General features: G+C 29.0%; 17 protein-coding genes and 1 riboswitch. All 17 genes read right to left on the bottom strand.

The window, feature by feature from the left end; translation table 11 throughout:
* Positions 1–2: 2 nt before the first annotated feature.
* A complete protein-coding gene (locus tag RWS90_RS00300) occupies positions 3–635 on the bottom strand; it encodes a hypothetical protein (RefSeq protein WP_314547899.1) in 633 nt (210 codons plus the stop codon).
* 2 nt (positions 636–637) lie between these two features.
* On the bottom strand, positions 638–1,432 hold the full coding sequence (locus RWS90_RS00295; protein ID WP_314547898.1) for a hypothetical protein: 795 nt from the start codon (positions 1,430–1,432) through the stop codon (positions 638–640).
* A 391-nt stretch (positions 1,433–1,823) separates the two neighbouring features.
* On the bottom strand, positions 1,824–3,269 hold the full coding sequence (locus RWS90_RS00290) for an N-acetylmuramoyl-L-alanine amidase (protein ID WP_314547897.1): 1,446 nt from the start codon (positions 3,267–3,269) through the stop codon (positions 1,824–1,826).
* A gap of 1 nt (position 3,270) precedes the next feature.
* Positions 3,271–3,723 (bottom strand): D-aminoacyl-tRNA deacylase, encoded by a 453-nt coding sequence (gene dtd, locus RWS90_RS00285; protein ID WP_314547895.1) that lies wholly within the window; start codon positions 3,721–3,723, stop codon positions 3,271–3,273.
* An 8-nt stretch (positions 3,724–3,731) separates the two neighbouring features.
* A complete protein-coding gene (locus tag RWS90_RS00280; protein WP_314547894.1) occupies positions 3,732–5,909 on the bottom strand; it encodes a bifunctional (p)ppGpp synthetase/guanosine-3',5'-bis(diphosphate) 3'-pyrophosphohydrolase in 2,178 nt (725 codons plus the stop codon).
* 197 nt (positions 5,910–6,106) lie between these two features.
* Complete coding sequence (locus tag RWS90_RS00275; protein WP_314547893.1) at positions 6,107–7,597, bottom strand: amino acid permease; 1,491 nt, start codon at positions 7,595–7,597, stop codon at positions 6,107–6,109.
* A gap of 86 nt (positions 7,598–7,683) precedes the next feature.
* Positions 7,684–7,862, bottom strand: a riboswitch (Lysine riboswitch).
* Positions 7,863–8,141: 279 nt separating this feature from the next.
* Entirely contained in the window at positions 8,142–9,305 is a 1,164-nt protein-coding gene (locus tag RWS90_RS00270) for a carbamoyl phosphate synthase large subunit (RefSeq protein ID WP_314547892.1), read from the bottom strand.
* Positions 9,306–9,329: 24 nt separating this feature from the next.
* A complete protein-coding gene (locus tag RWS90_RS00265; protein WP_314547891.1) occupies positions 9,330–10,070 on the bottom strand; it encodes an alpha/beta hydrolase-fold protein in 741 nt (246 codons plus the stop codon).
* 31 nt (positions 10,071–10,101) lie between these two features.
* Complete coding sequence (locus RWS90_RS00260) at positions 10,102–10,932, bottom strand: alpha/beta hydrolase-fold protein (RefSeq protein ID WP_314547890.1); 831 nt, start codon at positions 10,930–10,932, stop codon at positions 10,102–10,104.
* 454 nt (positions 10,933–11,386) lie between these two features.
* The gene (locus tag RWS90_RS00255; RefSeq protein WP_314547889.1) at positions 11,387–13,174 is read right to left on the bottom strand and encodes an SIALI-17 repeat-containing surface protein; all 1,788 of its coding nucleotides are present in this window, start codon (positions 13,172–13,174) and stop codon (positions 11,387–11,389) included.
* A 747-nt stretch (positions 13,175–13,921) separates the two neighbouring features.
* On the bottom strand, positions 13,922–15,088 hold the full coding sequence (gene dltD, locus RWS90_RS00250; RefSeq protein WP_314547888.1) for a D-alanyl-lipoteichoic acid biosynthesis protein DltD: 1,167 nt from the start codon (positions 15,086–15,088) through the stop codon (positions 13,922–13,924).
* Between the two features lie 2 nt (positions 15,089–15,090).
* Complete coding sequence (gene dltC, locus RWS90_RS00245) at positions 15,091–15,324, bottom strand: D-alanine--poly(phosphoribitol) ligase subunit DltC (protein WP_314547887.1); 234 nt, start codon at positions 15,322–15,324, stop codon at positions 15,091–15,093.
* A 21-nt stretch (positions 15,325–15,345) separates the two neighbouring features.
* Positions 15,346–16,503: a D-alanyl-lipoteichoic acid biosynthesis protein DltB gene (gene dltB / locus RWS90_RS00240; RefSeq protein WP_314547886.1), complete on the bottom strand. Its 1,158-nt coding sequence runs from the start codon at positions 16,501–16,503 to the stop codon at positions 15,346–15,348.
* 1 nt (position 16,504) lies between these two features.
* Positions 16,505–18,007, bottom strand: coding sequence for a D-alanine--poly(phosphoribitol) ligase subunit DltA (dltA, locus tag RWS90_RS00235; RefSeq protein WP_314547885.1), 1,503 nt, complete (start codon positions 18,005–18,007; stop codon positions 16,505–16,507).
* A 283-nt stretch (positions 18,008–18,290) separates the two neighbouring features.
* Positions 18,291–22,133: a PD-(D/E)XK nuclease family protein gene (locus tag RWS90_RS00230; RefSeq protein WP_314547884.1), complete on the bottom strand. Its 3,843-nt coding sequence runs from the start codon at positions 22,131–22,133 to the stop codon at positions 18,291–18,293.
* 25 nt (positions 22,134–22,158) lie between these two features.
* A complete protein-coding gene (locus RWS90_RS00225; protein ID WP_314547883.1) occupies positions 22,159–25,185 on the bottom strand; it encodes an SMC family ATPase in 3,027 nt (1,008 codons plus the stop codon).
* Positions 25,172–26,311, bottom strand: coding sequence for an exonuclease SbcCD subunit D (locus RWS90_RS00220; protein WP_314547882.1), 1,140 nt, complete (start codon positions 26,309–26,311; stop codon positions 25,172–25,174). Before RWS90_RS00220 ends, RWS90_RS00225 begins: the two co-directional genes overlap by 14 nt.
* Positions 26,312–26,633 lie beyond the last annotated feature (322 nt).

Raw genomic sequence — 26,633 nt, 5'->3', positions numbered from 1 at the left:
ACTTATACCTCCCATGAATTAAAAATAATCACTATAACCGCTAATACAATTAAGGCAATAGCACCGCTATAAATAATAACAATAGTTAGAGATAAACTATTTATAAAAACTATATATATTAAAATGGAAAAATAGAATATACAAAACATCATAACTTTATTAAATTTAAAAACTACACATATTAAAGTAGCTAATAACATGATAATGGGCAATTTTATTAAATCTATCAAACCTGACATGTAATTCATAAAAATATAATCATTTTTAATAAACATATAACCTATACTTATTACTATCATCATAGCACAAGAATCAAAGATCAATTTTTTGCTAAAAAAACATATTGTTCGCTTATATAATTGAAAAATACCTTTACTTTTAAAGCAAACAATATTCCTAAAATTATCTATCTCTACTGAAATCATTCTTATACTGACAGTGTAAAATGCTGTATACAAACAGATAAGCAGTATAACATGATATACTAATAAATCTCTGTCTTCCCCATAAATATTATGAAGATTTCCTCGAATAAATTCACTAAAATTACTTTTCAAAGCATTCTTTTTTTCTAAGATTAATCTCAAATATATCACTAACGCAAAAATATATCCATAAATGTTCTCTTTTTTCATAATTAAAACTCTTTTCTTTTAGTAAATCTAAGACCTAAGTATATTAACACCATATATATATACGAAATAAATGTTGTTACATTTCTCGCTCTACCTCCAAGCCAGAATAATGAACCTAAAGGACTCAAATTTTTAGATATATACATTATAAAGAAATCATTTACCACATATGTTAGTAAAATATAACCTAAAATAACATGAATATAATTATAACCATAATCAGTTATAGTAAGCAATAGCATTGTTAATAAAAAAATAAAAGTAGATATCCCTATAATATAAAGTAATAAATATTTTGGAAAAGAGCCATTAATAAAACTGAATATATTTGTTTCCAAAAATATATTGTTGAAATTAGCACCCTGTCTTATTTTAAATCCAGTAAGAATAAAACTAACTATAGTATAGCCTCCTATAACTATATTAATATATATAACTGGTAAAATAGACAATTTAAGTTTAAGTAAAAAGATTACTCTACCTATATTCTTATTTTTTCCTATTAAATGTTTTAAACATTTATTTTTTATCTTAGAATAAAAATATAATGAAATAGAAATTATCATTGGTAAAATAAGTAAAATGTATTTTATTAATGAACTATATAATATTGCTGGATCATAGTAAGAAGCGTGAAATTTATTCCTTAACATTCGCCCATCAGCCGTTAAATCCGGAGCATTTATATCAAACTTATAAAATGCAATCAACTCTTTTAAGTCTCTAAAAATAAAGAAAACTAAAACAATTATTAAACTTAACATCAACATTTTTTTTATTTTAAAATATTTATTCATATTTAACCTCCATATATACTCCCACCTTTTTATCTTTAATATCATAATATCATCTTTTTTTTACTTTGTAAACAAATAAAAAATACAATGAATTCCCCTTTAAAATTACGACAGAATCATTAATTTTCTCAACACGTTAAAAAAATAAATTTATCAATATATACACTTGACAGTTAGTATATTTTTTTTAAAAAAATGTACCCCCATATTCCTCTTTTAAATAATCATTTAAGTTCATAACTACTAGTAGATAGATTTTAAAATATACAACCTACTTTTGTAAAACCATTTTTCCATGCCCCAAATTTAGTATATAACCAAAATAAAGAAACTTAACAAAACCGTTACTTAAATAATTGATTTTGTTAAGTTTCTTATTTTATCTTTTATTCTATTTACTAAATACCCATGCTTGAGCTAAGTTATTTTTAATATCATTTTCTGTGAAACCATTGTAACTCGTAAGTTTAACATCGTCATCATTTGGATCATTGATATAGAATTTATCATCTTCATAACCACGAATTACTTTATAAGTTACTCTATTACCAAATACCCCAGATTTCAATCTTACTAATATAGGTTTATTGTCTTTCAAGGCATTTTCCAAGTTTTCTACTAGCTTATCAGTTTCGATTCTCTCAACTTTAAGATTATATTTTTCTGCGAATGCAGTAATAATTGTAGGCTGTGTTCCTTGATTTCTTATGTAGTACTTATTCCCTGCCCATGAAGCAAGATTCTCTACAGTGGCTTCATCTTTACCTACATACTTAGCAATCATTGCTAATGATATAATAGCATCTCCATTATCCTCTATTGTTTGCTTACTATCTAATCCATATGCGATATTTTTATAGGCATCTTGCTTCATATAATACATAGGAACAGCAAGACCTTTTTGAGGTAAGTTAAGTAATTGTTCTTTTCTTTTCGCATTATAATTGTCGATATTAATTAAATAATATAAATATCCCTCAACACCATCTCTTAATGATTCAATAAACTGTTTATTTGCTATTTCATTATTTAATAAATCTACATCTATTTTATTTCCAATATTACCTGAAATCAGTTTAACTTGAGGAAGTTTATCACTTAATTGTGCGAAACTAGCCTGTTTTTCTGATGAAGAAACCTTAGAAATATAGTGTTCTGTAAGGTTTCTTTCAATACTTCTTGCTACAATAGACGACCCTTGAGTACCATAATATACTTTTACTCCAAATATATCTTTATTATTATCATTAAAAGTATCTATGTCCATCAACATTTCTACTGAATTTTCTGCAGCAATTTTTGTTATCTCTTCTTTTGAAGGATAAGTATCATCATTGTCTCTTGTTAAAAGAACTTTTATCCCATCTCGTTCTAATATTTCTTTTAATTGCTTAGCAACTCTTAAATTATAAGTTTTCGATGAAGTTCCTTTGTAATCATGATTATCTTCATATGAGTTAATCGGATTTAGTAATATTGAATAAGATTTTAATTTTTCTTTATTTTGATCTTCAGGACTTTTCTGTCCAGTTCCTAAAATACTCCAACCTGGTATCCAACCAACATAGCTATCATTAGTTTTTACTTCATACCAAGTTTCTGATTTACTCAGCATTTCTACATTATCACCAGCTGTTACTTTTTTCAATGTTGGATAAGTATCATCTGGACCAGTTCTTAACTCTATCTCTTTAGAGATAGTAATAATATTTTGAGCATTAGCTGATGGACTTAATTTTTCACCAATAAAATTAATTAATCCACCTATTACTAGAATTAGCAACAATGCAGAGATGGCTAAGAATACTCCATTTTTGTTTTTTCTTTTTATTCTCATATTAATTTCCTGCTGTTAATTTTTCATAAACAATAGTTACTGGTCCATCATTGACAATATTTACTTCCATCATAGTTTGGAATATACCAGTTTCTACTGCAACACCCTCTTCTTTCAGATATTCATTAAATTTTTCATATAATTCGTTTGCTTTTTCTGCACCTGCTGCACTTGTAAAACTAGGTCTATTACCTTTTTTTGTATCAGCATAAAGTGTGAATTGTGAGACGGATAAAATGCTTCCTCCAACATCTTTAAGGCTTAGATTTATTTTGTCATTTTCATCCTCAAATAAGCGAGCTTGCGCCACTTTTTTAGCTAAGTATTTCGCATCTTCTTCAGTTGATTCTTTATGAACTCCAACTAAAAGACAATAGCCCTTATCTATACTTCCCACTATTTTATTATCTATACTTACACTGGCTTTTTTTACCTTTTGTAATATAATTTTCATATATCCACCTATTTAACTATTCTTTCTACACTATATACATCTGGAATTTGACGTAATTTTTTAATCATGAAGTCACACTCACTGACATTTTTCACATAAATTCCTATAGTAATCACGCAAGTTTTATCAGCTTTAGACTCAGAATTTAATTTTTTGATTTCTACTCTACTTTCACTAAGTGTTAAAAGGACATTTTGAAGAAGCAAATCTCTATCAAAGGCATGTAACTGTAATGTAACGCTGTATCTACGTGCATTTAGACTTTCTACCCACTCAACTTCTAATAGTCTCGCATGATCTTCTTCACTTAGATTAGGACAATTATTTCTGTGGACTGTAACACCACGTCCTTTTGTAATAAATCCTACAATCTCATCCCCTGGAATAGGCTGACAACATTTTGATAATCTTACAAGAATGTTATCTACTCCTTTTACATAAACTCCTGTCTCTGTTACTATTTTTTTGTTTTCTTCTGCATTGAAAAGTTTCTCAATTTTCTCCTGAGTCATCTTTTCTTTTCTTATTTTCTCGGTTAATCTTGCAAATACTTTGTTCGCTGTAATACCACCGTATCCAATGGCAACATACATTTCTTCAAGATTAGCAAATTTATATTTATTTAATGCAATTTCAATATTTTCTTCAGTTAATACTTCATCAAGATCAAAATTATTTGCTTTAATTTCATCTTTTAATAATATTTCACCTTTTACTAAGTTTTCTTCACGAGCAGCTTTTTTAAAGAATGCTTTGATTTTCGACTTAGTTTGTGATGATGTAGCTATTTCTAGCCAAGATCGTTTTGGCCCTGTTGAGTTTTTGCTAGTACGAATATCACAAATCTCACCTGTGGAAAGCACATAATCAAAGGGTTCTATTTTATCATTTACAGTTGCCCCAACCATTTTATTTCCGACTTCTGAGTGAATAGCATAGGCAAAGTCTACAATACATGAACCTTTTGGCAATTCTATAATATCACTATTTGGTGTGAATACATAAATTTTATCACTTAATAAATCTACTTTTAATGATTCCATAAAGCTTTCCGCTGTCGCTTCGGTCTCGTCATTTTCCGCAATTTTTTGGAACCAATTTAGTTTTTCATAAAAATTATTATTTTTATTTACTTTCTTACCTTCTTTATAAGCCCAGTGAGCAGCAATCCCTTTTTCTGCAATTTCATGCATTTCATAAGTTCTAATTTGAACTTCTAGAGTTTGACCATCTGGCGCAATTACTGTTGTATGTAACGATTGATACATATTAGGTTTCGGCATTGCAATATAGTCTTTAATTCTTCCTGGAATTGGAACCCAAAGATTATTTACAAGTCCTAAAGTGGCATAACAATCAGCTACACTATCTACTAAAACACGCACCGCAAGCAAATCATATATTTGGTCAAACGTTTTATTTTGTTTAACCATCTTTTTATAAATACTATAAATATGTTTTGGTCTACCTGTTACCTGTGCTTCTATATTATTATCAGCTAAAATTGATGTAATACTAGAACAAGCGTCTTTTATACTCTCTTCTCTAGCGCTTCTCTTTTGTTTCATCATCCCCACAATTGAGAAATATTGAGATGGATGCAGATATCTAAGTGAAGTATCTTCTAATTCCCATTTAACCGAACTAATCCCTAATCTATGTGCTAAAGGAGCATAAATTTCAAGAGTTTCACTAGAAATCTCACGTTGTTTTTCTTCTCTCATATACTTCATTGTTCTCATATTATGAAGTCTATCAGCAAGTTTAACAAAAATAACACGTAAATCTTTCGCTATTGATACAAAAAGTTTTCTATGATTTTCCGCTTGTGATTGCTTTTTAGAACGGAATTTCACCTTATCTAACTTAGTAACTCCATCAACTATTACGGCTATATCATCCCCAAACGCCTCTTTAATATCATCAAATGTAAATTTAGTATCTTCTACTACATCATGTAAAAAACCTGCACAAATCGTTGAATAATCCAATTTAAGTTCAGTCAAAATTCCTGCGACTTGAACTGGATGTAATATATAAGGTTCCCCTGATTTTCTAAACTGTCCTTCATGAGCAACTTTAGCAAATTCATATGCTTTTCTCATGACTACTATTTGCTCCTCTGGTAAATATTTACTCGCCATATCTTCTACATTTTGATAACTATATGGATATTCAAGATTCACAGAAATTCCTCCTCTTTATAAATTTAATCTACCCTCTATAATACCACAAAAACAAGAAAATTTCCCGTAATTTAACTATAATATTTCAAATTTTAAGTAATTTAATGATATGTATTTAAAGTTTAACCTACTATACCAAATTTGATTAAACTAACAAAAAATCCCAGTTCATAATCGAACTAGGATTTTTCTATTAGTTAATCTACATCTTGTGATAAATCAACTTTATCTAAAGGTATCATTTTTGTTTTATATCTAACTTTGTGATATAGGTAGAAGAATAAGAAGATTGGAACTCCCATATATGTAGTTAACATTCCACTCCAGTTAACAACACCTTTAGTAATAAGTTCTGTATCTTGACCGATAATAACGATGATACATAATACTAAAGCGATGATTGGACCTACTGGGAACCATTTAGCTCTATATTTAAGAGCATTTAAATCTTTACCTTGAGCAATATAAGCTCTTCTAAATCTGTAGTGACTTATTGCAATACCTAACCAAGCAATGAATCCTGTTAATCCACTTGCTGCTACGATATAAGTATAAGCGTTAGCACTTGTAAGTTGGATTAAGAAGATTAAGAACACTACTACTGAAGTTGCGATTAATGAAATAACCGGTGTTCCATATTTAGTAACACGTCCAAAAATTGGATATGCTAATTTTTCTTTACTCATTGCATAAAGCATTCTTGTTGATGCATACATACCTGAGTTACCTGCTGATAGGATTGATGTTAAGATTACTGCGTTCATAACACTTGCTGCTAATGCAAACCCTGCATTTTTAAAGACAATTGTAAATGGTGATTTAGCAATTTCTTCAGCACTTTCAGCTCCTAATAAATCTGGTGAAGTATAAGGAATTAATAAACCAATTACTAAGATAGCTAGCACGTAGAATATTAAAATTCTCCAGAATACTTGTTTAACAGCTTTTGGTATACTTTTCTCTGGATTTTCACTTTCACCAGCAGTAATACCTATTAACTCAGTTCCTTGGAATGAATATCCTGCGATTAAGAATACTCCAAGAGTAGCAAGAATTTGCCCTGATAATGATGAGTCTTCACCGACAAATGGTGCATCTCCTACTGTAAGGTTTTTAAATCCGATATATTCTCCACCTAAAATACCAAAAATTGTTAAACATCCAACTACTAGGAAGATGATAACTACTACTACTTTAATAAGTGCGAACCAATATTCACTCTCACCATAAACTTTAACACTAAGAGAGTTTAAAGCAACGATAATTACTAAGAATAATAAACTCCAAGCCCAGTGAGGAAGCACTCGCATAGGCTCCCAATAACTAATAGCTAATGCAGATAATTCTACGTCAGCCGCTACTGTAATTACCCAGTTAAACCAATAGTTCCAACCTAATGCAAATCCTAATGAAGGATCTACATAACGTGTAGCATATGTACTAAATGACCCTGATGTAGGAAGATATGTTGCCATTTCCCCTAGTGATGTCATTAAGAAATATACCATAAGTCCGATACATAGGTAAGCTACAATAGCCCCCCCAGGTCCGGCACTGTGAATTGCTTGACCACTTGTCATGAATAATCCACTACCAATACATCCACCGATAGCAATCATACTAATATGACGTGATCGTAAATTTCTTTTTACTTCTGTTGCATTATTGTTATTGCTGTTGTTTGTCATAATAAAAACCTCCTTGATAAAATAAAAAAGCATAACTTCTACCATATTTGCACGGAGTTATACTTGACATTATCTCTCCAAAACAAGATATTAGTAGCGCAACATAGCCTCGCGACTATGACAGTTCTATACTTAGTTCAGTATAGACCCAACAATATTAACATAGGATTAATATCATTTCGGCGACGTTTCCTTTCAAGTAATGTCATCAAGTCCTATACTTTCAATTACCTTACTAATAAAAATCGCAACCTCTACCTCACTTATTTTGTGAGGTATATATTCAATTAATAAAAATAGTATAATATACTTTTAAAATATTGTCAATAAAAAAATTAAAATTTTCTAAAAATTCACTCTTGAAATCCTATATTTCTTATTGAAGTTTTTCTAAACAGTGTATTAAAAATATTTTTCACTTATAATTTCATATTCAAATCCACTATTTCGCTAAATTTCTAATTTACTAAATTTAACAAAACAAAATCAAAGCAATGTTAAACTAGATTTTCTAAAATTAATTTCACATTGCTATGACCTAATTCTATTTTAATTTCCCTACAAATCTTTCCATCTCTTTCATTTCTTCAAGAGTATCAGCTACAAGAACATACATTGTATTTCCTTGAAGTTCAGCGAAAGCTTCAGGCATTCTTAGAACTGCTTTTAATTTGTCTTGATATTTATTTCTAATATCTTCATCTGAGTAAACATAATCTTTATAATCACGTCTTGTTGAAGCTAATCCATATTTTTCATCAACATTTAAACCATTAAATGTTCCATTAGCCACTTCAGCATAAACTCTGAAATAATCTGTTGAATGAGCAAAATTATATACGTCTACTGCAAAAGCTCCCGCTGGACGGTTATTATATTCAATTGCTATATAATCGTCTTTTGTTTTGAAAAATTCAATATGGAAGAATCTTTCCTTCATACCAAATGCCTTAACAGCTTGTTTACCATACTCCACCAGTTTTGGATCTAAATCTTTATCGATATAATATACCCAATCTAAAGTATTATTATTCAATAAGTCTAATGGAGTGTGGTAATAAATGATACTAGTATAAAATACAATATTCCCCTTAGCATCTACTAATCCATCAAAAGTTACTATGTCAGAATTATCAACGAATGGTTCTAAGAAGTAATGTGTAGTTCCATCCCATTCTTTTTTAAAGTTTTCTACATCTTTCTTATCTTTAAGTTTATAAGTTGCAGAAGCTCCAACTCCATTATCAGGCTTAGCAATTAATGGAAGTTTCAATTTTTTCACACCTTTTTCGATGTCATCTTCTTTTTTCACTAAGAAACCTGGTACAACAGGTACTCCAGCTTTTTCAAAGTATTTTTTCATTTCTGATTTATGTTTTGTTTTCTTAAGATCGCGTTCTTTTAAACCAAACACATTAAATTGTGTACGTAAGGCTGCATCTAATTCCATCCAATGCTCATTTTGTGATTCAATTCTGTCAATATGACCATGTTTGTGATATAAGAATGCAACCGCTCGTTTTACTTCGTCAACATCATCAAGACTATTAACTCTAAAATACTCAGTTAATGCTTCCTTAAGTCTTTGATCTAACTGTTCATATGGTTCTTCCCCAATTCCTAATACATTAATCCCCTGATTTTTTAACTCAATAGAAAATTTTTGGAAATTGTGTGGGTAATATGGTGATATAACTATGTAATTCATAAATTTTTTCTCCTTTTGACTTTATTATAAATTTAACTTATCTAAAAAGTATGGCATCTGTATTCTCCACCAAGGCCAATCATGAGCAACATCTTCGCCCCATATATCAAACCACGCTGGAATATTTTTCTCTTCAAATGCTCTTTTAAGATTATAAAATGATGGTAAACCGTCATGTTCCCATGGACCTAAACCAGTACAAACAATAATATCAGCATTTCTATAATGATTGATAAACCATCCATCATTTTGATTCCAAATATTATCACTCGGTGAATTTCTATATATTAATTCATCATTTCCGTATTCACCAACAAAAAATCTAGCATCGTATACTCCACTAAGTGAGATTACTTTTCCAAATACATCCGGATGCTGTAAGAAGATATTAAATGAATGATATCCTCCCATACTACAACCTGTCGCCATCATTTGACCAAACCAACCTGTTTTATGCTTAATAAACGGTATAGCTTCTTCTATAACATATTTTTCATATTGCGTATGGGCTAAGGCTCTATCATGACCATTTTTCCAATCACATAACCATGATTCACTATCAACACTTGATAAAGTGAAAAATTGAACCTTACCTTCATTTATAAATCTCTCACATGCATGAATCATTCCAAAATCATAGTATTCATTATGTGTCCCTCCTGACGATGGGAACACAACAATAGGTAATCCTGCATGACCATACCTATTAAGTACCATCTCTCTTCCTAAATTCCCACTATAATGACTTAAATACTCTATATTCAAATTAAAAACCTCCATTTTCTATAAATTTCTTTTACCAGTTTTCACTAATAAATCTTAAACACTCTGGCAAATATTTCGACCAACACTCTTCACTATGCTCGCCATTAGCCACAACTTTTAATTTCAACTCACTTGTTGATAATCCTGCCTCAATTAACTGACGATAATAATCTAAACTTGCATCTATATATAATTGTTTTAAATTACCATTTGCTAATTGTTGATCTGTATCATCACCTTCATTAGTTCCAACTTCTATATATACTCTCTGGTCTGAAATCTTATGTTTCGAAATAAATCTATCAAATTCAGGTTTGTTTAACCAATTCGCAGATGAAAATACTCCTAAGCAGCCTACGACATCTTTATATTCTAAACCAATATATTGTGAAATATTAGCTCCTAAAGAACTACCTATCATCGCCGTATATTCACGTTGTGGCTTTGTTCGATACGTACTATCTACAAATGGTTTAACAACATTCACAAAAAAGTCAGCATACTCAGAACCTAGTCCACCTAAAGTTAGTCCAAAATTTAATATTGGTAAACTTGAAAACTTCCAAGGTGCATATTCATTCATTCTTCCCTCGTTGTCATTATCAATTCCGACTATTATCATTTTTGGCATATCTGGATTTCTTTTTATTGCTGGTATAACTTTCCATGAATGTCCACTAAATGATTCTCCACTATAAAAAACATTTTGACCGTCATTCATATATACTACAGGATAGTGTTTGTGTTCGTCTTGAGCATAACCTTTCGGTAAAAGAACTCTAATACGACGATTTTTCCCCGTATAAGGAACTTTCAACTCATGCTCCTTCATCTCTAAATAAAAATACGCATCTCTTTCCATTTATATTTTCCTTTTAATTTTTGTTATAAGTATAATTCTACCTTATTTCTCACATAAAATCAATTAATTGAGTGTGTTTTTTCATGATTTTTCTGAAAATTAATATTTTCATATTATTTTTCATACTAGTGTAATGTTTATATTTAAATAATAGATAAAACGAAAAAATAGGAAAAAAGGGAGTGACTCAGAAATCGTGATTTCGTAGAAATCGATTTTGTCGAGTCACCCCCGCAAAGTTTATTAGATATCTAAAAAGCTTTTATAAAGCGAATTTAGATATCAATAAACCACTGCGTCTATGAGTTTCCATATAAACCTTGTTAAAATTTAGGGCTTTTGGATCAGCCCCTTCTTCCTAATTTTCAAAATCAACCGTATTTGACAAAGAACCAGAAAGAGAGTATGGAAAAATTTCCACACTCTCTAATGTTTTTTATACACTAATTAACGATTAGTTGTTTAATTTACGTCTTACAGCAAGACCTATTAAAGCGATTAAGCTTAATCCTAATGCTGCAGTGCTAGAAGTAGTCATACCTGTGTTTGGTAGAGAACCTTCTTTAGCTTCTTCTTTAGCTTCAGTTTTTCCTTCTTCAACTACAAATTTACCTTCGTTAGTTTTTTCAACTTTGAATTCAGGTTTTTCTAATACAGCTGGTTCTGTTCCGTTTACACCACCATTGAATTCAGGAACTTCGTTAATTGCTGGTTTGTTTGCGTTAGATACTATTGCGAATTTACTGAAGTGATCTATTTCAAATGTTACAACACCATCTTTTGTAGTAGAGTCTATTAATTTTAACTCTCCGTTATCTTTTATGTGATAAACATCTACATTTTTTTCATCTTCTTTTAAGACAATGGCAACTGTACGTTTTGCATTTGAATTAACTACCTGATTGTCTTTGTCTAGAAGTTTTAAATCTAATATTCTGATTTGATTGTCTGCAGGTAAGTTTAATTTTTCTAAAACTGAACTTGCTAAGGCTTTATCTTCTACAGGAGTTGCAGAAAGTTTTGCTGCAGTTGTTTTATCAGTTAAAGTAACTTTAACCCCTGAAGCATCATTTGAGAATATATTGTTTATTATATCTTCAGATGGAGTTACGTTGTTGTTTGTGTTAGTGTTTTCTGCATTTGAATTATTATTAGGTTTATTTTCTGGAGCAGGTTTGTTTTCAGGTTTATTATTTCCTGTGTTATCATTATTTCCAGGTTTCACTTCTGTGCCAGCATTAGTGTTAGCACCAGCGTTTGTGCCAGCATTGTTGTTAGCACCAGCGTTTGTGTCAGCATTGTTGTTAGTACCAGCATTGTTGTTAGTACCAACGTTTGTGTCAGCATTGTTGTTAGCACCAGCGTTTGTGCCAGCATTGTTGTTAGTACCAGCGTTTGTGCCAGCATTGTTGTTAGTACCAGCGTTTGTGTCAGCATTGTTGTTAGTACCAGCGTTTGTGCCAGCATTGTTGTTAGTACCAGCGTTTGTGCCAGCGTTGTTGTTAGTACCAGCGTTGTTAGGGTTAGTTCTAGATATCATACTTTTAGGTAAGTAGCGGGCATAGAAAGTAGTCTCGTTACCAAAAAGATCGTTACGTGAGCTTAGGGTTACACCTTCACTGCCTTCAACAAATGCACTTGCACCAGTAAATACATATCCACCAGGCAATGTTTCTGGGATATGATCTGACAATGGTTGGTTAGGAGTAACATAAAATACTTCGCTACTAGGTGAATTTACTGGATGATAACCGTTGTAAAGACTGTAGTGGATCGTTACTTTGTGAGGTTTTTCATTATTGTTAGTACCAGCGTTGCTAAGGTTAGTTCTAGATCCATTGCTTCTTCTAGGGTATGTGACACTGACATTAGTCCAGTTACCAAAAAGATCGTTACGTTTTAGGAGTTCCTTACTGCTGCCTCCTTCACCATGTGCACCTATATATCCACCTGCACCATAAAATACATATCCACCAGGGAATGTTTCTGGGATATGATCTGACAATGGTTGATTAGGAGTAACGTCAACTACTTTGCTACTACTACTGCTACTGAATGGACTCATTGGATCGTCGTAAAAATTGTATGTGATCGTTACTTTGTGAGTTTCTTCAGCAGCGTGAACCACCCCACCATTTAAATTAAGCACTGACGGAGCTACTGCTGGAGCTACCCCACCAAGTACTCCTGCTAAACTTGCAGTCGTTATTGCCGATAAAACTCTTTTTGTATTTTTGTTCATTATATATACCTCCATAAATTATCTCTTTTATAATTAAATTATAATTTTTTATTTAATTTTAAAAAAATAATTATCTTTTATACTTTTCTAGCCATTATTATATCAAAAAAAAAAAAAAATCAATCGTTTTTTATAAGAAAATAGTTCATTCATAAAGAATCAAAATAATTGTAAATATCAATAAAAAATTGCACGAACTAACTGCCGAGCAGGTACATAAAAAAAACTGCTCAAGGGCTGCATAACAACTTTAATGCTAAGCCAAGTAGTAGTAACTGGGAAATATTGGTTGTATACTAAATCCGGGGCATGGAAAAATTCCAGCTCCGAATTTCAATTTTTATATACAAAAAGACAAATATCCAAAAATGCTGCCTAGATTTCTAGAGTGAATTTTTCCCATGCCCCGAACTTGATAAAGAGCCAATAAAGAAAGGAGCGTCTCAACAATATCATGATTCCTTTTGAAACAAGATTTTGTCGAGTCACCCCCGCAAAGTTTATTAGATATCTAAAAAACTTTCATAAAGAGAATTTAGATATCAATAAACCACTACGTTTATGAGTTATCATATAAACTTTTTAAATTTTAGGACTTTTGAGTCAGTCCCTTCTCACTATTAAAATTCACTATATACATATTCTTGGACATTTGAAAAATCAGTCACAAAACAATATATTATTATTCCCATTATAACTATATAAAAGAATAGCACCCAAAGTGCAAGACTTTGATTATAGCTTAGTTTACTTTTTAAGTTTGTAAAGATCTCTTTCAAAATCAATCCATCCTCTCCAACCTAAATGCATCGCATCATACATATAGTAATCTTCATATTCTTTACCTGAATAATCCATAACTTCAATATTATTTTTCGATGCAATTTCTTTTAATTTTTTATAAACAACTTCTCTTTTTGAACTATCAATTCCTGTGTAATCACTCCATCTACCATGAGCTGGAAGAATCGCAAATTTGATATTTAATCCCAAATCTTTAACAATTGATAAAAATATATCTAAATCTTCATATTCCTTAGCATCATCATATTTGGCATTTTTAGAACTGTTTTTTAATTGATCATATTTCGATCTTATGTATTTATCATAATAAGTATTATCAATTTGATAATCATTGTTATTAGTTCTTTCTTTTGCTTCTTCCGTTACTTTTTTATCTAATTCATCCCAATTGTAATTTGGCGTCACATCTCCGCTTGAAGGATAATTTTCTCTTCCTTTATTTTTATAAAAATTATATTTATTTTTTAGACTAAAGACATAATTATCTATCTTCAAAAATGTTCCAGTGAAGAAATTACCCCTTTCTTTTAGAAAGTATCGTTTATAACTTCTATACTTTTTACTTAACTCTTTATTTGTAGCTGATAGTTCAATAACTCTATTGATAAACTTTTCTTTAGTTTCTTTACTAATTCTATCATTAGCCATAGTATTATAAACATGCTCACTAGATATTCTTGATAAAAATGCATCTTTCAAAATACCATTCTTATTATCAAACCATTGAATAGATTGAATCATTACGATTTGATTATTCGCCACATCATTTCCGATAGAACCTATCGTTGCTGCATGTATAATATTTTGAGAGTTTCCTACTCCTACCTGCATAATATTAAAATCATTATAATTAAATATTTTCTTAGGATGATAATCTTCATTTATTGTTGTAGTTAATTCAGACGATCCTAAAAGTAAAAGTGTTTTAGGTGTCATGTTTTCTAATATTATATCCTTACTCTTGTACTTTTCGTAAGACGTACTATATCTAACACTATTATCATTTACTTTATAATAGTCTTCTATCTTTTTTATATACGTCTTATCTAAAATTACAAGTGTAATTAATACCAGTATAATTGATATTAAAAAGGCTTTTAATCTTATCATCTTTACTTCCTATTTTCTATGTACGAAATTACTTTATTTGGTGTGTCTATTTCTTCATATGTCACTTCTGTAGGAGCTATGCTTAGTCCGAAGATTTCTTCGATTTTCACTAACATTTCGACAAAAGCCAATGAGTCCATAAGACCTTCTTCTTTCATATTTATATCTAAGTCTTCTCTTACTACTTCATCTTCACAGATTTCTTCTAACATTTCTAATACTTCCTCTTTTATCATGTTTTTTCTCCTAACTTGATCTTATTTTTTAAGTACGTGGCTTAATAGTTTATATGGTTCTCCTGAGAAGATATATAAACCTATTATTACTAAGTTGATCGTTATGAACCAACTAAGTACTTTGTACCATGTTTCATTTTTATTCTTTTTGTAAAATTTACTTTTCTTCTGATAGTATTCAAATCCTGCCATAAGTATTCCATGGTAGAATCCATATACTATATAGCTTATCGTTAAACCATGCCAAAATCCCATAAGTACCATGTTTACCATGTAGGCATACATCGCTGTATTCAGCCTTTTCTTGAATCTTTTTTTCTTTGTTGCTTCCATAAAGACTCTCGAGAATACGAAGTCTCTAAGCCACGTTGATAATGTAATATGCCATCTATTCCAGAAGTCTTTTATGTCTATACTTAGGAATGGTTTGTCAAAGTTCATCGGTGTTCTTATTCCTAAAATATTACTACTTCCTACAGCCATTAAACTGTATCCTGCAAAATCAAAGAATAAATACAGTGTATATAAGTACATATATTTTACAGAATGTGTAAATGATGTATGAGTCCCAAGTCCTACTAAATAGTGATAACTTAATGTTGAGAATACTACTTTATATAATAATCCCAAAATTAGTCTATATATACCTTCTCCAGCTAATTCTAAGTACTCTGTCCTCGGCATCACTTCTTTTACTTCACTCATAAAACGTCTACTTCTATCTATCGGGCCTGCGCTTACAGTTGGGAAAAATAGTAAAAATTGTACATAGTCAATAACGCTAATTTTCTCTTTTATCAAACCATCTGATATTTCTATCATAATTTGTATCGTCTTAAATGACATATATGATATTCCAATAAAGGCTAATAGATGTAAGTTCGTGATTGCGAATACTTTGTTTATTATTAGCGGTAATATTGATAATACTACTAATATTTTTAGATGTTTTTTATTTTCTGTTTTTTGTGCTATTTCTACTAATACATACTCATAGATAATAAAACCTACTAGATAAGATAACATCGTTGTATTTTTACCATATATAAACGCGGCGAATATTAACGACAGAGCCAATATATAATATTCAATTTTTTTACCTAGGTAGTTTATTATAAAACCTATCACCAGAGCCATAGCTAAGAAAAAGAAAAATTCATTTCCGTCAAAATAGCTCATTTTATACTAACTCCTTTAACTTCTTCTTATCTATTTTGCCATTATTGTTTAGTGGCATTTCTTCTAGAAATACTATTTTTTTAGGTATCATGTATTCTGGTACTAATTTTTTTAGTTCTTGTTTTATTTGTTTGGTTACTTCAAAGCGTTTTTCTATTTCTTCGTTGTATACTACAAATGATGTCAGTGCTTTTACTTTTCCATCTTCATAACTCGGTACTGTGGCTGCTTGACGTATTTTTTTATTTTTTAGTAGATTATTATCTATGTCTTCAAGTTCTATTCTGTGTCCGTGAAGTTTTACTTGGAAATCTATACGTCCTTCACAAAACAACATGCCATCTTTGAAGTATCCTAAGTCTCCTGTTAGGTAACTTCTTTCTTCTTTTCCGTCTACTTCTCCTATACCAAATTTTTCGCTTGTTATAGCGTCATTTTTGAAGTATCCTTTAGCGACTGTGTTTCCTGTAATTACTATTTCACCTTTGTTTTCTTCATCTGGATTTTCTAGGTGTACTTTCGTACCCCATTTTACTTCTCCTACTGGTAGATTCTCATAATATTTTTCATTCACTTCTTTTGTTATTTCTATCCATGTTACCATTACTGTCGATTCTGTCGGTCCATAAGTATTTATAACTTGTGCTTCTTCAAAGTTAGCATGAATTTTTTCTACAGTTGTGCTGAATAGTTTTTCTCCACAAAAGACAAATTGTTTTACTTTTGGCATTAAACTTTGATTGAAGTTTTTATCTATAAAACACATTTCTATAAATGATGGTGTTGAAATCCATATTGTTGCATTTGATTTATTTAACTCTTCAAACATTACTTTGAAATTTTCTTGGTGTTTTTTATCTATCTGCACTAATGAAGCTCCTAGATAAATACTTGGCCATAATGACATTACCGATAGATCAAACGAGAATGGTGGATGCCCTAAAAACACTAATTCTTCTTTTTCATCATAGTATCCTGTATACCAGTGTAAGAAGTTATTTAGGTTGTTGTATGTGATACATACTCCTTTAGGTTTACCAGTACTTCCCGATGTGAAAATTATGTAGAATATTTCTTCATCTCTCACATAATTTTCTTTTGAAATAGCATTTTGAGTACTCGCGATTATTTCTTTAACTGACTCAACTCCTAGCATTTCTCTAGTCAGTTCTATTTCTTCTGTGACTAGTACTACTTTTGAGTCCACTGTTTCTACTATCTCTTCTACTCTTTCTTTTGGTGTATTTATATCAACCGGACAAAATGCTCTTCCTGATTTTACACACGCTAAAAAGTACACTAACATAAATGGATGTTTATGCCCATAGACTACTATTGGATTCTTATCATTTCCTAATTTTTCTTCAAGATAAAACGCAAGTTTATCTGAATACTCTATTAAATTTTTGTATGTTAAATTTTCATTTCGGTATATATTATTAATATATACTTCTTTAGAACTATTTTTATACTGTTCTAGTTTTTCAAAAAATGTTAATTTCATATCTATTATATCCTTGCCTTTATCACTATTTTTTAACACGCTATAATGTCTTTATACAAATTTTCCAAAATTAAAAAAATGACATTTTGCTCCATATACTATTATAATATAAAATTAACCAAATGTGCTTAAAAATTAATAAAAAAAATAAAAAAATTAAAGGTAACTCAACAAAATTTCGCTCTTATAAAAATCAATTTTATCAAGTTACCTTTACATATTACTTTTTTAAAATTCTAGTAATCCTTCTTTTACAGCAACAAATATATCTTGCTATAAGGTGTTACTTTTTCAACAACTTCTCTTTTAATTCTTTCGGCTTAAGATTAACTTTATTTTTTAAATTTAATCGTGTGTCATTATTAGTCGCATAATTAAATAATGTTTGTTTTTCTGCTGAATATTGACTTTCAATTTCATAGCTATTTAATGAAAAGTCAAAAGAAAATATTTTTTCTAATAAACTCATTACATTATGGAGATTTATATCAACTAGTTTTTCTAGTTCTGGACTAGTGTATGCTTTATGTACATCCGATCCATGAATAGCTCCCTTCTGAGTAGTCCTGATATACATAACTTCCGAAGCTATTCCACAAAAATCATCTTTCAATATTAAATCACTATTAGCTAATCCTCGTAATCTATAGTTTTTCAAACCTTTTCCTAGCTTAGCTATTTCTCTATAAAATATCCCTAGTATATCCTCAGATTTTTTATTAAACATCAATTCACACGCTAATGCATAAGTTAAAATTTGAGAAATAAATCCTAATTCAATGCTATCTAGTGTAAAATCAGTTTGACTACTCTTATAATCAATTATAGTAATATTCTTTCCATTAACGTCTACTCTATCAATTACCCCTGTGAATTTAATTTGTGGTATATTATATTTCTTTTTCAGTTCTTTCTTATTAATTTCCCTAGTTTCGACATTTTCACACGTAATAACATTGTCTACTATTTCCAGACTAAATGGTTTTTCTAAGAATGTTGGCATAAACTTCGTTAAAGAGTAATACTTTATCTCAATAGCTATAGCTACCTCTAATCTATAAATCATATTATTTAAAATATATCTATGCGTATTTAATAAATCTATTAATTTCAAAGTTTCTAATATATCTTTATTCTCACTCGAATAAATAACATATTCTATTGTTTCTTTAATCTTATATTTTTTAGCAATATCATCATCTTCTACCACTTCTAAATCTATTTTTTCACCGCATTCAGTAATAAATTTTATAATTCTTTCTTCCGCCATTACAGCATGAAAGAATCTTCCAGAAACCAAATTATCAAGATCGATATCTCTTTCTTCTGCTATACCTAACACTCTTTTTATAAAAAATTGATAAGGATTCTTCTCAAAATCAGAAACTTTAGATATACTGAACTTAGAAAAGCTATCTTTCTTAACTTCTAAGAATTTATCGATTGTTCTTTGATTAAGTTCAAATCTATAATCTTTTATTATTTTAGCTAGATAATTTTTAATACCCACTTCTTTTGCAAAGTATATTCTATCATTTAATTCATCTAATACTTCATAGTTTTTATAATTTTCAGAAGATGTTATAAACTGATACTTTTCTAAAAACTTAATCATCAGCTCTGCTAAAACTTCAACTTCTTTTGTCTTACTATCCTTCACTTCCATAAATCTACGATAAATTTTTGAAAACAAATAACTAAATTCTCTATCCGAAAGAATTTCTGAGAAATTATCTAAATAGTAACTATAATCCGAAATAGAAAATTCCAATATTTTTGAAGTTTGAATTTCTTCTAATTTAGGAAACAGTTTTTTCACTGTATTTAAATACGGAGAAGCAAAATTCTCTTTAAAACTTTTGTCTAATAAACTATAACTTATATATGTTTTTTCTTTAGCTCGCGTTAGTGCTATATACGCTACAAATTCCTCATCAATAAGTGCCGCTTCTTTTGTCGGAGACAAGAAGATGTCCCTTAATATAAGTTCTTCTTTATCCTTATCATCTATTAATCCCGTACTTTTAGAAACCGGCAAAATGTCTTTATTAAAACCTATAACAAAAACAACCTTTTTATTTTCTACCTTAGCTAAATCCATTGTAGACATTATTATTGAATTGTTTATTTCAGGTATTGAACGGTACTTGATAGTAGTCAAGCCTACATTAAATAATGCTGTAAACTTTTGAAATTTAAACTTTTCATTTCCAAAATTCTCATTTAATTCATATATATATTCAAGAACTTTTTTATAAACTTGTCTATCAATACTGTCAATTTTCAACTCCTCTATGTCGTCATATTCCCCATCTTCTTTATCAAGATACATTCGAATTTTACAATAATCAAACACATCTATTAATTTTTTTACATATCTTTTAACTTGAAGATTATTTTTTACAGAAACTTCGGATACTTTACTAATGAGTTCTAATAAGACTTCTTTACAAATTTCAAGTTGTTTTGTTGTATATTTATTTGTTTCTTCAATAAAATAATCTTTTAGAATGTCTTCAGCTGAATTTACCAATTTCTCATTCAATATATTTTCAACATCATCAACAGAGATTACTTTAACTTTTTCTAATAAATTTTTATAAGAATAGTTACTACTAACATTGCTAACTAAATTACTTTTTGAAATTCTTTCTCTAACTTCATTTTCAGCTAATTCATCTATAAGTTTTTCTAGCTGCTTTTCATTAATAGTTGAATCTTCTAATAAAACATAAGAAATTATTTTTTGACGATATATATTCTCGAAATTTGTTAACCTAGTTTTTAATAAATTTAATAGTTTTGATTTAAAACTCCCTTCACCAAAACTTAATGTTTCTTGGATAAATTTAACTAAACGGTGGTTATTAGTTTCAATATTCTTATCTAAGTGAACTTCTAAATTGTAGTCTTTAAAAATATTCACATAGTTCTCATATATATTATCTCGATATAATACAGCTATTTCATTATAGTCAATATTATTTTTAGTCTTCAACTTAACTATTTCACGAGCTACTTGTTTTACTTCCAGTTCCTTATTTTTAGCACATATTATTTTAATACTATCATCAATCTCATACTGTGAAGTAAAATTATCATAGTATTTTTCAGCCAAAATACTATTAGAAATACCATTATATCGTCCAGAATGATTTTTTAACACACTGTAATTTTCAACTTTATTATCTTTGATATCAAATTTTATGACATTAACATTTTCATTATTAATAAAGGCAACAATCGAAAGATTAACATCTTTATTATTTTTCACTATCTCATTTATACTAGCAACAATTTCATGAGATTTTCTAAAAATATCTAATTTATACTTCTCATTACTGTAAAGATCAGATAGATAAAAGCTATTATATTTCATCTTATCTAACTCGTACCCCTGGAATAACTGAGAAAGATTGAAGTTGAAATATCTATTTGCATCGCTAACTACACTAACTACTAATTTTTTTGATTTCTCAGCTAATTTCTCAATATAATTATACTCTTGCGCTGTAAAGTTATAATATGCATCTACATAAAAGATATAATCACTTAAATCTACGTACTCTAAATATAATAATAGTTCTTTTATATAATCAACCTTATCAAGAATTGTATGTTCTTTTAATAATTTTGTATACTCGACATAAATTTCTAGTATGGCTTCTAATTTTTCTCTATGGCTTTCATCTAAGTTAGTGTTTTTTTCTAAATAATCTCCCAATGTATTTATACTTACTGTGTATTCTTTTAACTCACTGATAATCTCTTCAACAACTTCTATAAAACTTATATCTTGTAGAATTCTCTTCACTAAAAAATTCCCATTATTTTCTAAGTTTCTTGCAGCTTTATAGAAATAAAATGGTTTAATATTATCTCCAAGTTTTCTCAGACTATCCATTCCAAGTTGCTTTGCTAATCTTCTAGTTAAGCTTGAAAAATTTACAACATCTATATTAAATGTGCCTCCAAACTTATCACATAATGCTTTTTCAAAATTAAAACTGTTTTGCTCAGGTGTTAGCACTATTATTTTACTATTATCTCTATTCAATTCAATATCATTTAAAATATATGTTGTTTTACCAACACCACTTGGTCCAATTAATAATTCTAAATTCATTTTTTCTCCTTTCTTTTGTTATTTATTATATTCCTGTCATTTTAACTTTAGCATAATTTTCCTGAGCATACACTTCTATTTTCGGTCTGATTCGCTCTTTCAACTCACTAACATGAGAAATTATTCCTATATTTCTTCCATAAGATTGTAAGTCTATTAGAGTTGTTAACGCTGTATCTAAAGTTTCTGCATCTAATGAACCAAATCCTTCATCTATGAAGATTGTCTCTAACGAAATTCCTCCACTTTCATTTTGAATTACTTCAGCTAACCCTAACGCTAAAGCTAATGAGGCCAAGAATAATTCTCCTCCTGAAAGCGAACTTATAATACGTGTGCTATTTAGATAAACATCATGAATTTCTATCTCCAGACCCTGAAGACCTCCACCTTTAGATTTTTCTTCTCGTCTAATAAATCTATAGCGATCATTTGTCATCTGCAATAATCTTTTCGTTCCTGCTAAAAGTATCAAATCTAAATAATAACCTTGAACATAGGTTTCTAATGATTTTCTACTTTCTGTTTTCCCATTAACTACATCACTAAATTCTATTATTTCTCTAATATCTTTAGATGAATCTAATAATTCAAGATAGTCATCATGGATTTTTTTATATAATTTCTTATTATTATCTAATCTAGTAGTAAGTACAGCCATTTTTTCTATAAAGTTAGAAACTTCATTTTCAAAACTCTGCAATTTTTCTCGCTCTTGTTCTAAATCAGGTTGGTTTATTCCAGTTAGTTCTTGTTCAAGTTTTTCAATAGAATTTAGTAATATTTTTTTACTATCTTCAAACTCATCAATCTGAACTTGATATTGTTCTAGTTTATCTAATTCTACAACATTTTCTTCTGCATCTTCTAAAGAACTGTAATACTTACTAAGCTTAGAATTAGTAAAACTATTTGTTAGAAGAACAATTTCATTAGTAACTTCTTCTATATTTTTAATATTATTTTTCTGCTCAGTTTCTATTTTCGTTTTTCTAATCAATAAATCATTGCTATTATTTTGAAAAGATTTGTACATATTATCGTACTCATCAACCTGAGAAGTGATGTTTTCATAATAACCTTTAAATTCTTCTAACTTAACTTCGACATTGTTTTCAAATTGATTAATTTTATTTTTTGCTTCTAAGTGACTTTGTTTTAACTGATCTTCCTCTTTTAACAGAATTGATAATTCTTCTATGTCTTTTTTTAATCTTTTAATCTCTTTTTCTACTAATTTTATTTCACCAATTACACGTTCCAAATTAACCGTCTCTTGCTTTAATTCTTCTTCTAACTGAGTTAATTCTTCTAAAGCTTTGAGGTTTACCATCTCTTCTTGCTCTTTTATAAGTTTACTTAAATTACTAATTTCTTGTTCGTCTTTTTGTAACAGTGTTTCTAATTTAATTATTTTTGTGGTAACATCTTGAAGAGATTCTTCTATATTTTCATCAACTTGAACTATTGATGTTATATCCGGAAGATGCTCTATTCTTTGCTTACACAGAGGACAATCATCCCCTTCGTGTAAATTCAATATGAAACTATTTAAAATTTCTTTTTCTCTATTACTTTTCAACAGTAAAAATCCTTTTTCTAGTTCTTCTCTAGATATACGAAATTCTTCTAACTGTTTTTTAGCAACTTCATATTTTGATTTTTTTTCTATAAGCTCCGTTTGACTATTTTCAAATGCTTTAAACTTATCTACTTCTTGTGTTTTCTTTAAAATTTCTAATTTTAATTTTCCGATACTACCATCTAATACATTCTTTTCCTCATTAGATTCCAAAAGAATATCATTTTTAATTTTCAAATTGGCTTCTAGTTCCTGTAGAAAATCCTTCTTATAACTTAATTCTTCTAATTTTTTATTATATACACTCATATTATTTTTAGCTGTTATAAATTCATTGATATTATTATAAAAGAATTTTTGATCAGCAGCTATTTGTCTATATATTTCAATATCATCTTTAAGTTCAGTTAACTTTGATTCTAATTTAATATTGTTTTCTAAGTTTATTTTATATTTTTTCTCTTCTTCTAAAAGTGTCATTTCAAGTTCTTTAAGTTGAAGGTGTTTATTAATTAAACCTCTGTATTCTCTAATTTTATCTTTACTCTTTTGTAACTCAATTAACTTACCAACTAATTCTTTCAAATTACTAAAGTAATCTTCTTTTTTATGCAATACCTCATAATTTAATTTATAGTTTTCTAGGTTTAAAAATTTATCATTAAGTTTACTTAACTCTATAAAATTATCTTTAAAGTTCTGAAGATTTTTTTCTAATTTTACTTGTTCTTTTTTTTCTAATTTTATCTCATTTTCTTGAGATAAAATTAGATTATTTATTTCTTCAAAGTTTTCATCTTTTAAAAACTCAAACTTTGTTAGCTCGCCCTCTATATCAAACTGCTCAAATCTAGTTATTAATTCTTTTTCTTTTTGTTTGTGCTTGCTGTCTAAATTTTTTGCCTGTTCTTGTACTAAATCTACAAACTTTTGATAGAAATATGTATTAAAGAGCGATCTCAATGTTTCTTTCTTTTCACTAGATTTTGACAATAGGAATTCTTTGAATTTACCTTGAGGTAAGATAATAATCTGACAAAACTGTTTATCATCTAAACCAATTAACTCTTCTATCTTTTCTTTAACCTCTTGTTCTTTTGTTGCGATTATATCCTGCTTTTCAGAATTATATTCCATTAAAACAACTTTCCCTGAAGTTAAATTTTTATTACCAGTCTTTAAATAAGCCAAGGTTCTTTCAATTCTATATCTTTTACCACTTAATTCAAAATCAAAATTTACTTGTGTCTTATCTTTATCAGCTGCTGTTTTTGTTCTTAATGAAGCTATATCTTTTCCACCTGTTGTTTTATTATATAGTGCATAAGTAATAGCATCAAATAACGTTGATTTTCCCGAACCAGTTTTTCCAGTAATTAGAAATATCGGCTCATTAATTATTTTGTCCCATTCTATTATTTCATCTTTATACGGACCAAACTCTTTTAACTCTAATCTAATTGGTTTCATTTTGATTCACCTTATCTATAATATTTACTAATAGCCTTTTTTGTACCACCGTTAATTCACTACCAGTCTGTTCAGTATAAAAGCCTTCTATTAAATCAAAAGGGCTCTTAGTCAGCATTTCTCTATCTATTTTCATTTCACTTTCAGCTATTGCTTTTCGTTTTTGTTTTAATATCAATGTATTAGGATAATATTCCTTAATTCTAGGAAGAGGATCTGTTATTCCCTCCATTCCACTTAACTCCATGCTAAAGTAATCTTTTTTACAATCAAAATGTTGTTGAAATTCTTTTGAAAAAACATCTTCATATGATGTACTAATATTATGAAACTTTCGTTTTTGTTTTAAAGGAATAAACTTTTCACTATAACAATCTTTTGTTACCTCTACAAGCCTCATCCCTTTAGTTTGCGAAGCTTCTGAAAATGAATATGCCATTGGACTACCACTATATTTCAAACGTTCCTCGCTAATAGCATTTGGATTATGAAGGTGACCTAAAGCAACATAATCAAATTTATCAAAAATTTCTACAGCAACATTTTCTACTGTTCCTACTGAAATCTCTCTTTCAGAATCAGTTTCTAATCCTCCAGATACAAAAGTATGAGCTACTAAAATATTAGTTTTATTAGTATCTAAATTTTTATAAATTTCATCAATTACCCTTTTTGTTGCAGCATTATGTGTAGTTAATGTAATATCTTCAAAATATTCTCTTGCCTCAAAAGGTTCAAAATATGGTAATAAATATATATCAGCATTCTCATAAGAAATTCTTTCAAAAGCCTGTTCTAATCTCGTGTGAAGATAAAATTTATGTTTACTAAACCAAGCTTCCCCAATCGCTAATCTTTCTCTACTGTCGTGATTTCCACTTATTGCAAAAATAGGCACATTACATTCTATATTAATTTTTACTAAAAGTTCTTGTAAAATTGATGTCGCTTCTTTACTAGGAACACTTCTATCATATAAATCCCCAGCAATGATTAAAAAATCAGGTTTAATTTCATCTATTTTATTAATTAGATCTTCCATTACATATTGTTGATCTTCTAATAAGTCTTTCCCTTGTAATTTTCTTCCAATATGCCAATCTGCAGTGTGTAAAAATTTAACCATATAATCACCTTTTTCTCTATGTTATATACTATATTATATCTTAAAACACCTTAAATTAATAGAGAACTAATCAATAATCATATTTTCATAGAGATATCATCCTCATACAGATTACTTACTTTTGAAACAGTTTTAAATAAACATATAAATTCTACCTTAATTATCTTAACCAAATAAAAAAGGGCGTGCAATACTGCATGACCCTTTAATATTATAAAATTGTACAAATAGTTTATTTAATAGGTATTAAATACCCACTGATTATTATATATTAAAATCGTTTAAATTAAAAGTAATTTCTAGTTCATCTGCCGATATTTAC

This window comes from uncultured Gemella sp. (assembly GCF_963529685.1).
Classification (GTDB): domain Bacteria; phylum Bacillota; class Bacilli; order Staphylococcales; family Gemellaceae; genus Gemella.
The sequence above is the reverse complement of the archived record's forward strand: the minus strand, read 5'-3'. Positions and strand labels throughout refer to the sequence as shown.

Coding starts and splice junctions, on each gene's coding strand:
- RWS90_RS00300 (WP_314547899.1), bottom strand. CDS start 635: ATGAAAAAAGAGAACATTTATGGATATATTTTTGCGTTAGTGATATAT.
- RWS90_RS00295 (WP_314547898.1), bottom strand. CDS start 1,432: ATGAATAAATATTTTAAAATAAAAAAAATGTTGATGTTAAGTTTAATA.
- RWS90_RS00290 (WP_314547897.1), bottom strand. CDS start 3,269: ATGAGAATAAAAAGAAAAAACAAAAATGGAGTATTCTTAGCCATCTCT.
- dtd (WP_314547895.1), bottom strand. CDS start 3,723: ATGAAAATTATATTACAAAAGGTAAAAAAAGCCAGTGTAAGTATAGAT.
- RWS90_RS00275 (WP_314547893.1), bottom strand. CDS start 7,597: ATGACAAACAACAGCAATAACAATAATGCAACAGAAGTAAAAAGAAAT.
- RWS90_RS00270 (WP_314547892.1), bottom strand. CDS start 9,305: ATGAATTACATAGTTATATCACCATATTACCCACACAATTTCCAAAAA.
- RWS90_RS00260 (WP_314547890.1), bottom strand. CDS start 10,932: ATGGAAAGAGATGCGTATTTTTATTTAGAGATGAAGGAGCATGAGTTG.
- RWS90_RS00255 (WP_314547889.1), bottom strand. CDS start 13,174: ATGAACAAAAATACAAAAAGAGTTTTATCGGCAATAACGACTGCAAGT.
- dltD (WP_314547888.1), bottom strand. CDS start 15,088: ATGATAAGATTAAAAGCCTTTTTAATATCAATTATACTGGTATTAATT.
- dltC (WP_314547887.1), bottom strand. CDS start 15,324: ATGATAAAAGAGGAAGTATTAGAAATGTTAGAAGAAATCTGTGAAGAT.
- dltB (WP_314547886.1), bottom strand. CDS start 16,503: ATGAGCTATTTTGACGGAAATGAATTTTTCTTTTTCTTAGCTATGGCT.
- dltA (WP_314547885.1), bottom strand. CDS start 18,007: ATGAAATTAACATTTTTTGAAAAACTAGAACAGTATAAAAATAGTTCT.
- RWS90_RS00230 (WP_314547884.1), bottom strand. CDS start 22,133: ATGAATTTAGAATTATTAATTGGACCAAGTGGTGTTGGTAAAACAACA.
- RWS90_RS00225 (WP_314547883.1), bottom strand. CDS start 25,185: ATGAAACCAATTAGATTAGAGTTAAAAGAGTTTGGTCCGTATAAAGAT.
- RWS90_RS00220 (WP_314547882.1), bottom strand. CDS start 26,311: ATGGTTAAATTTTTACACACTGCAGATTGGCATATTGGAAGAAAATTA.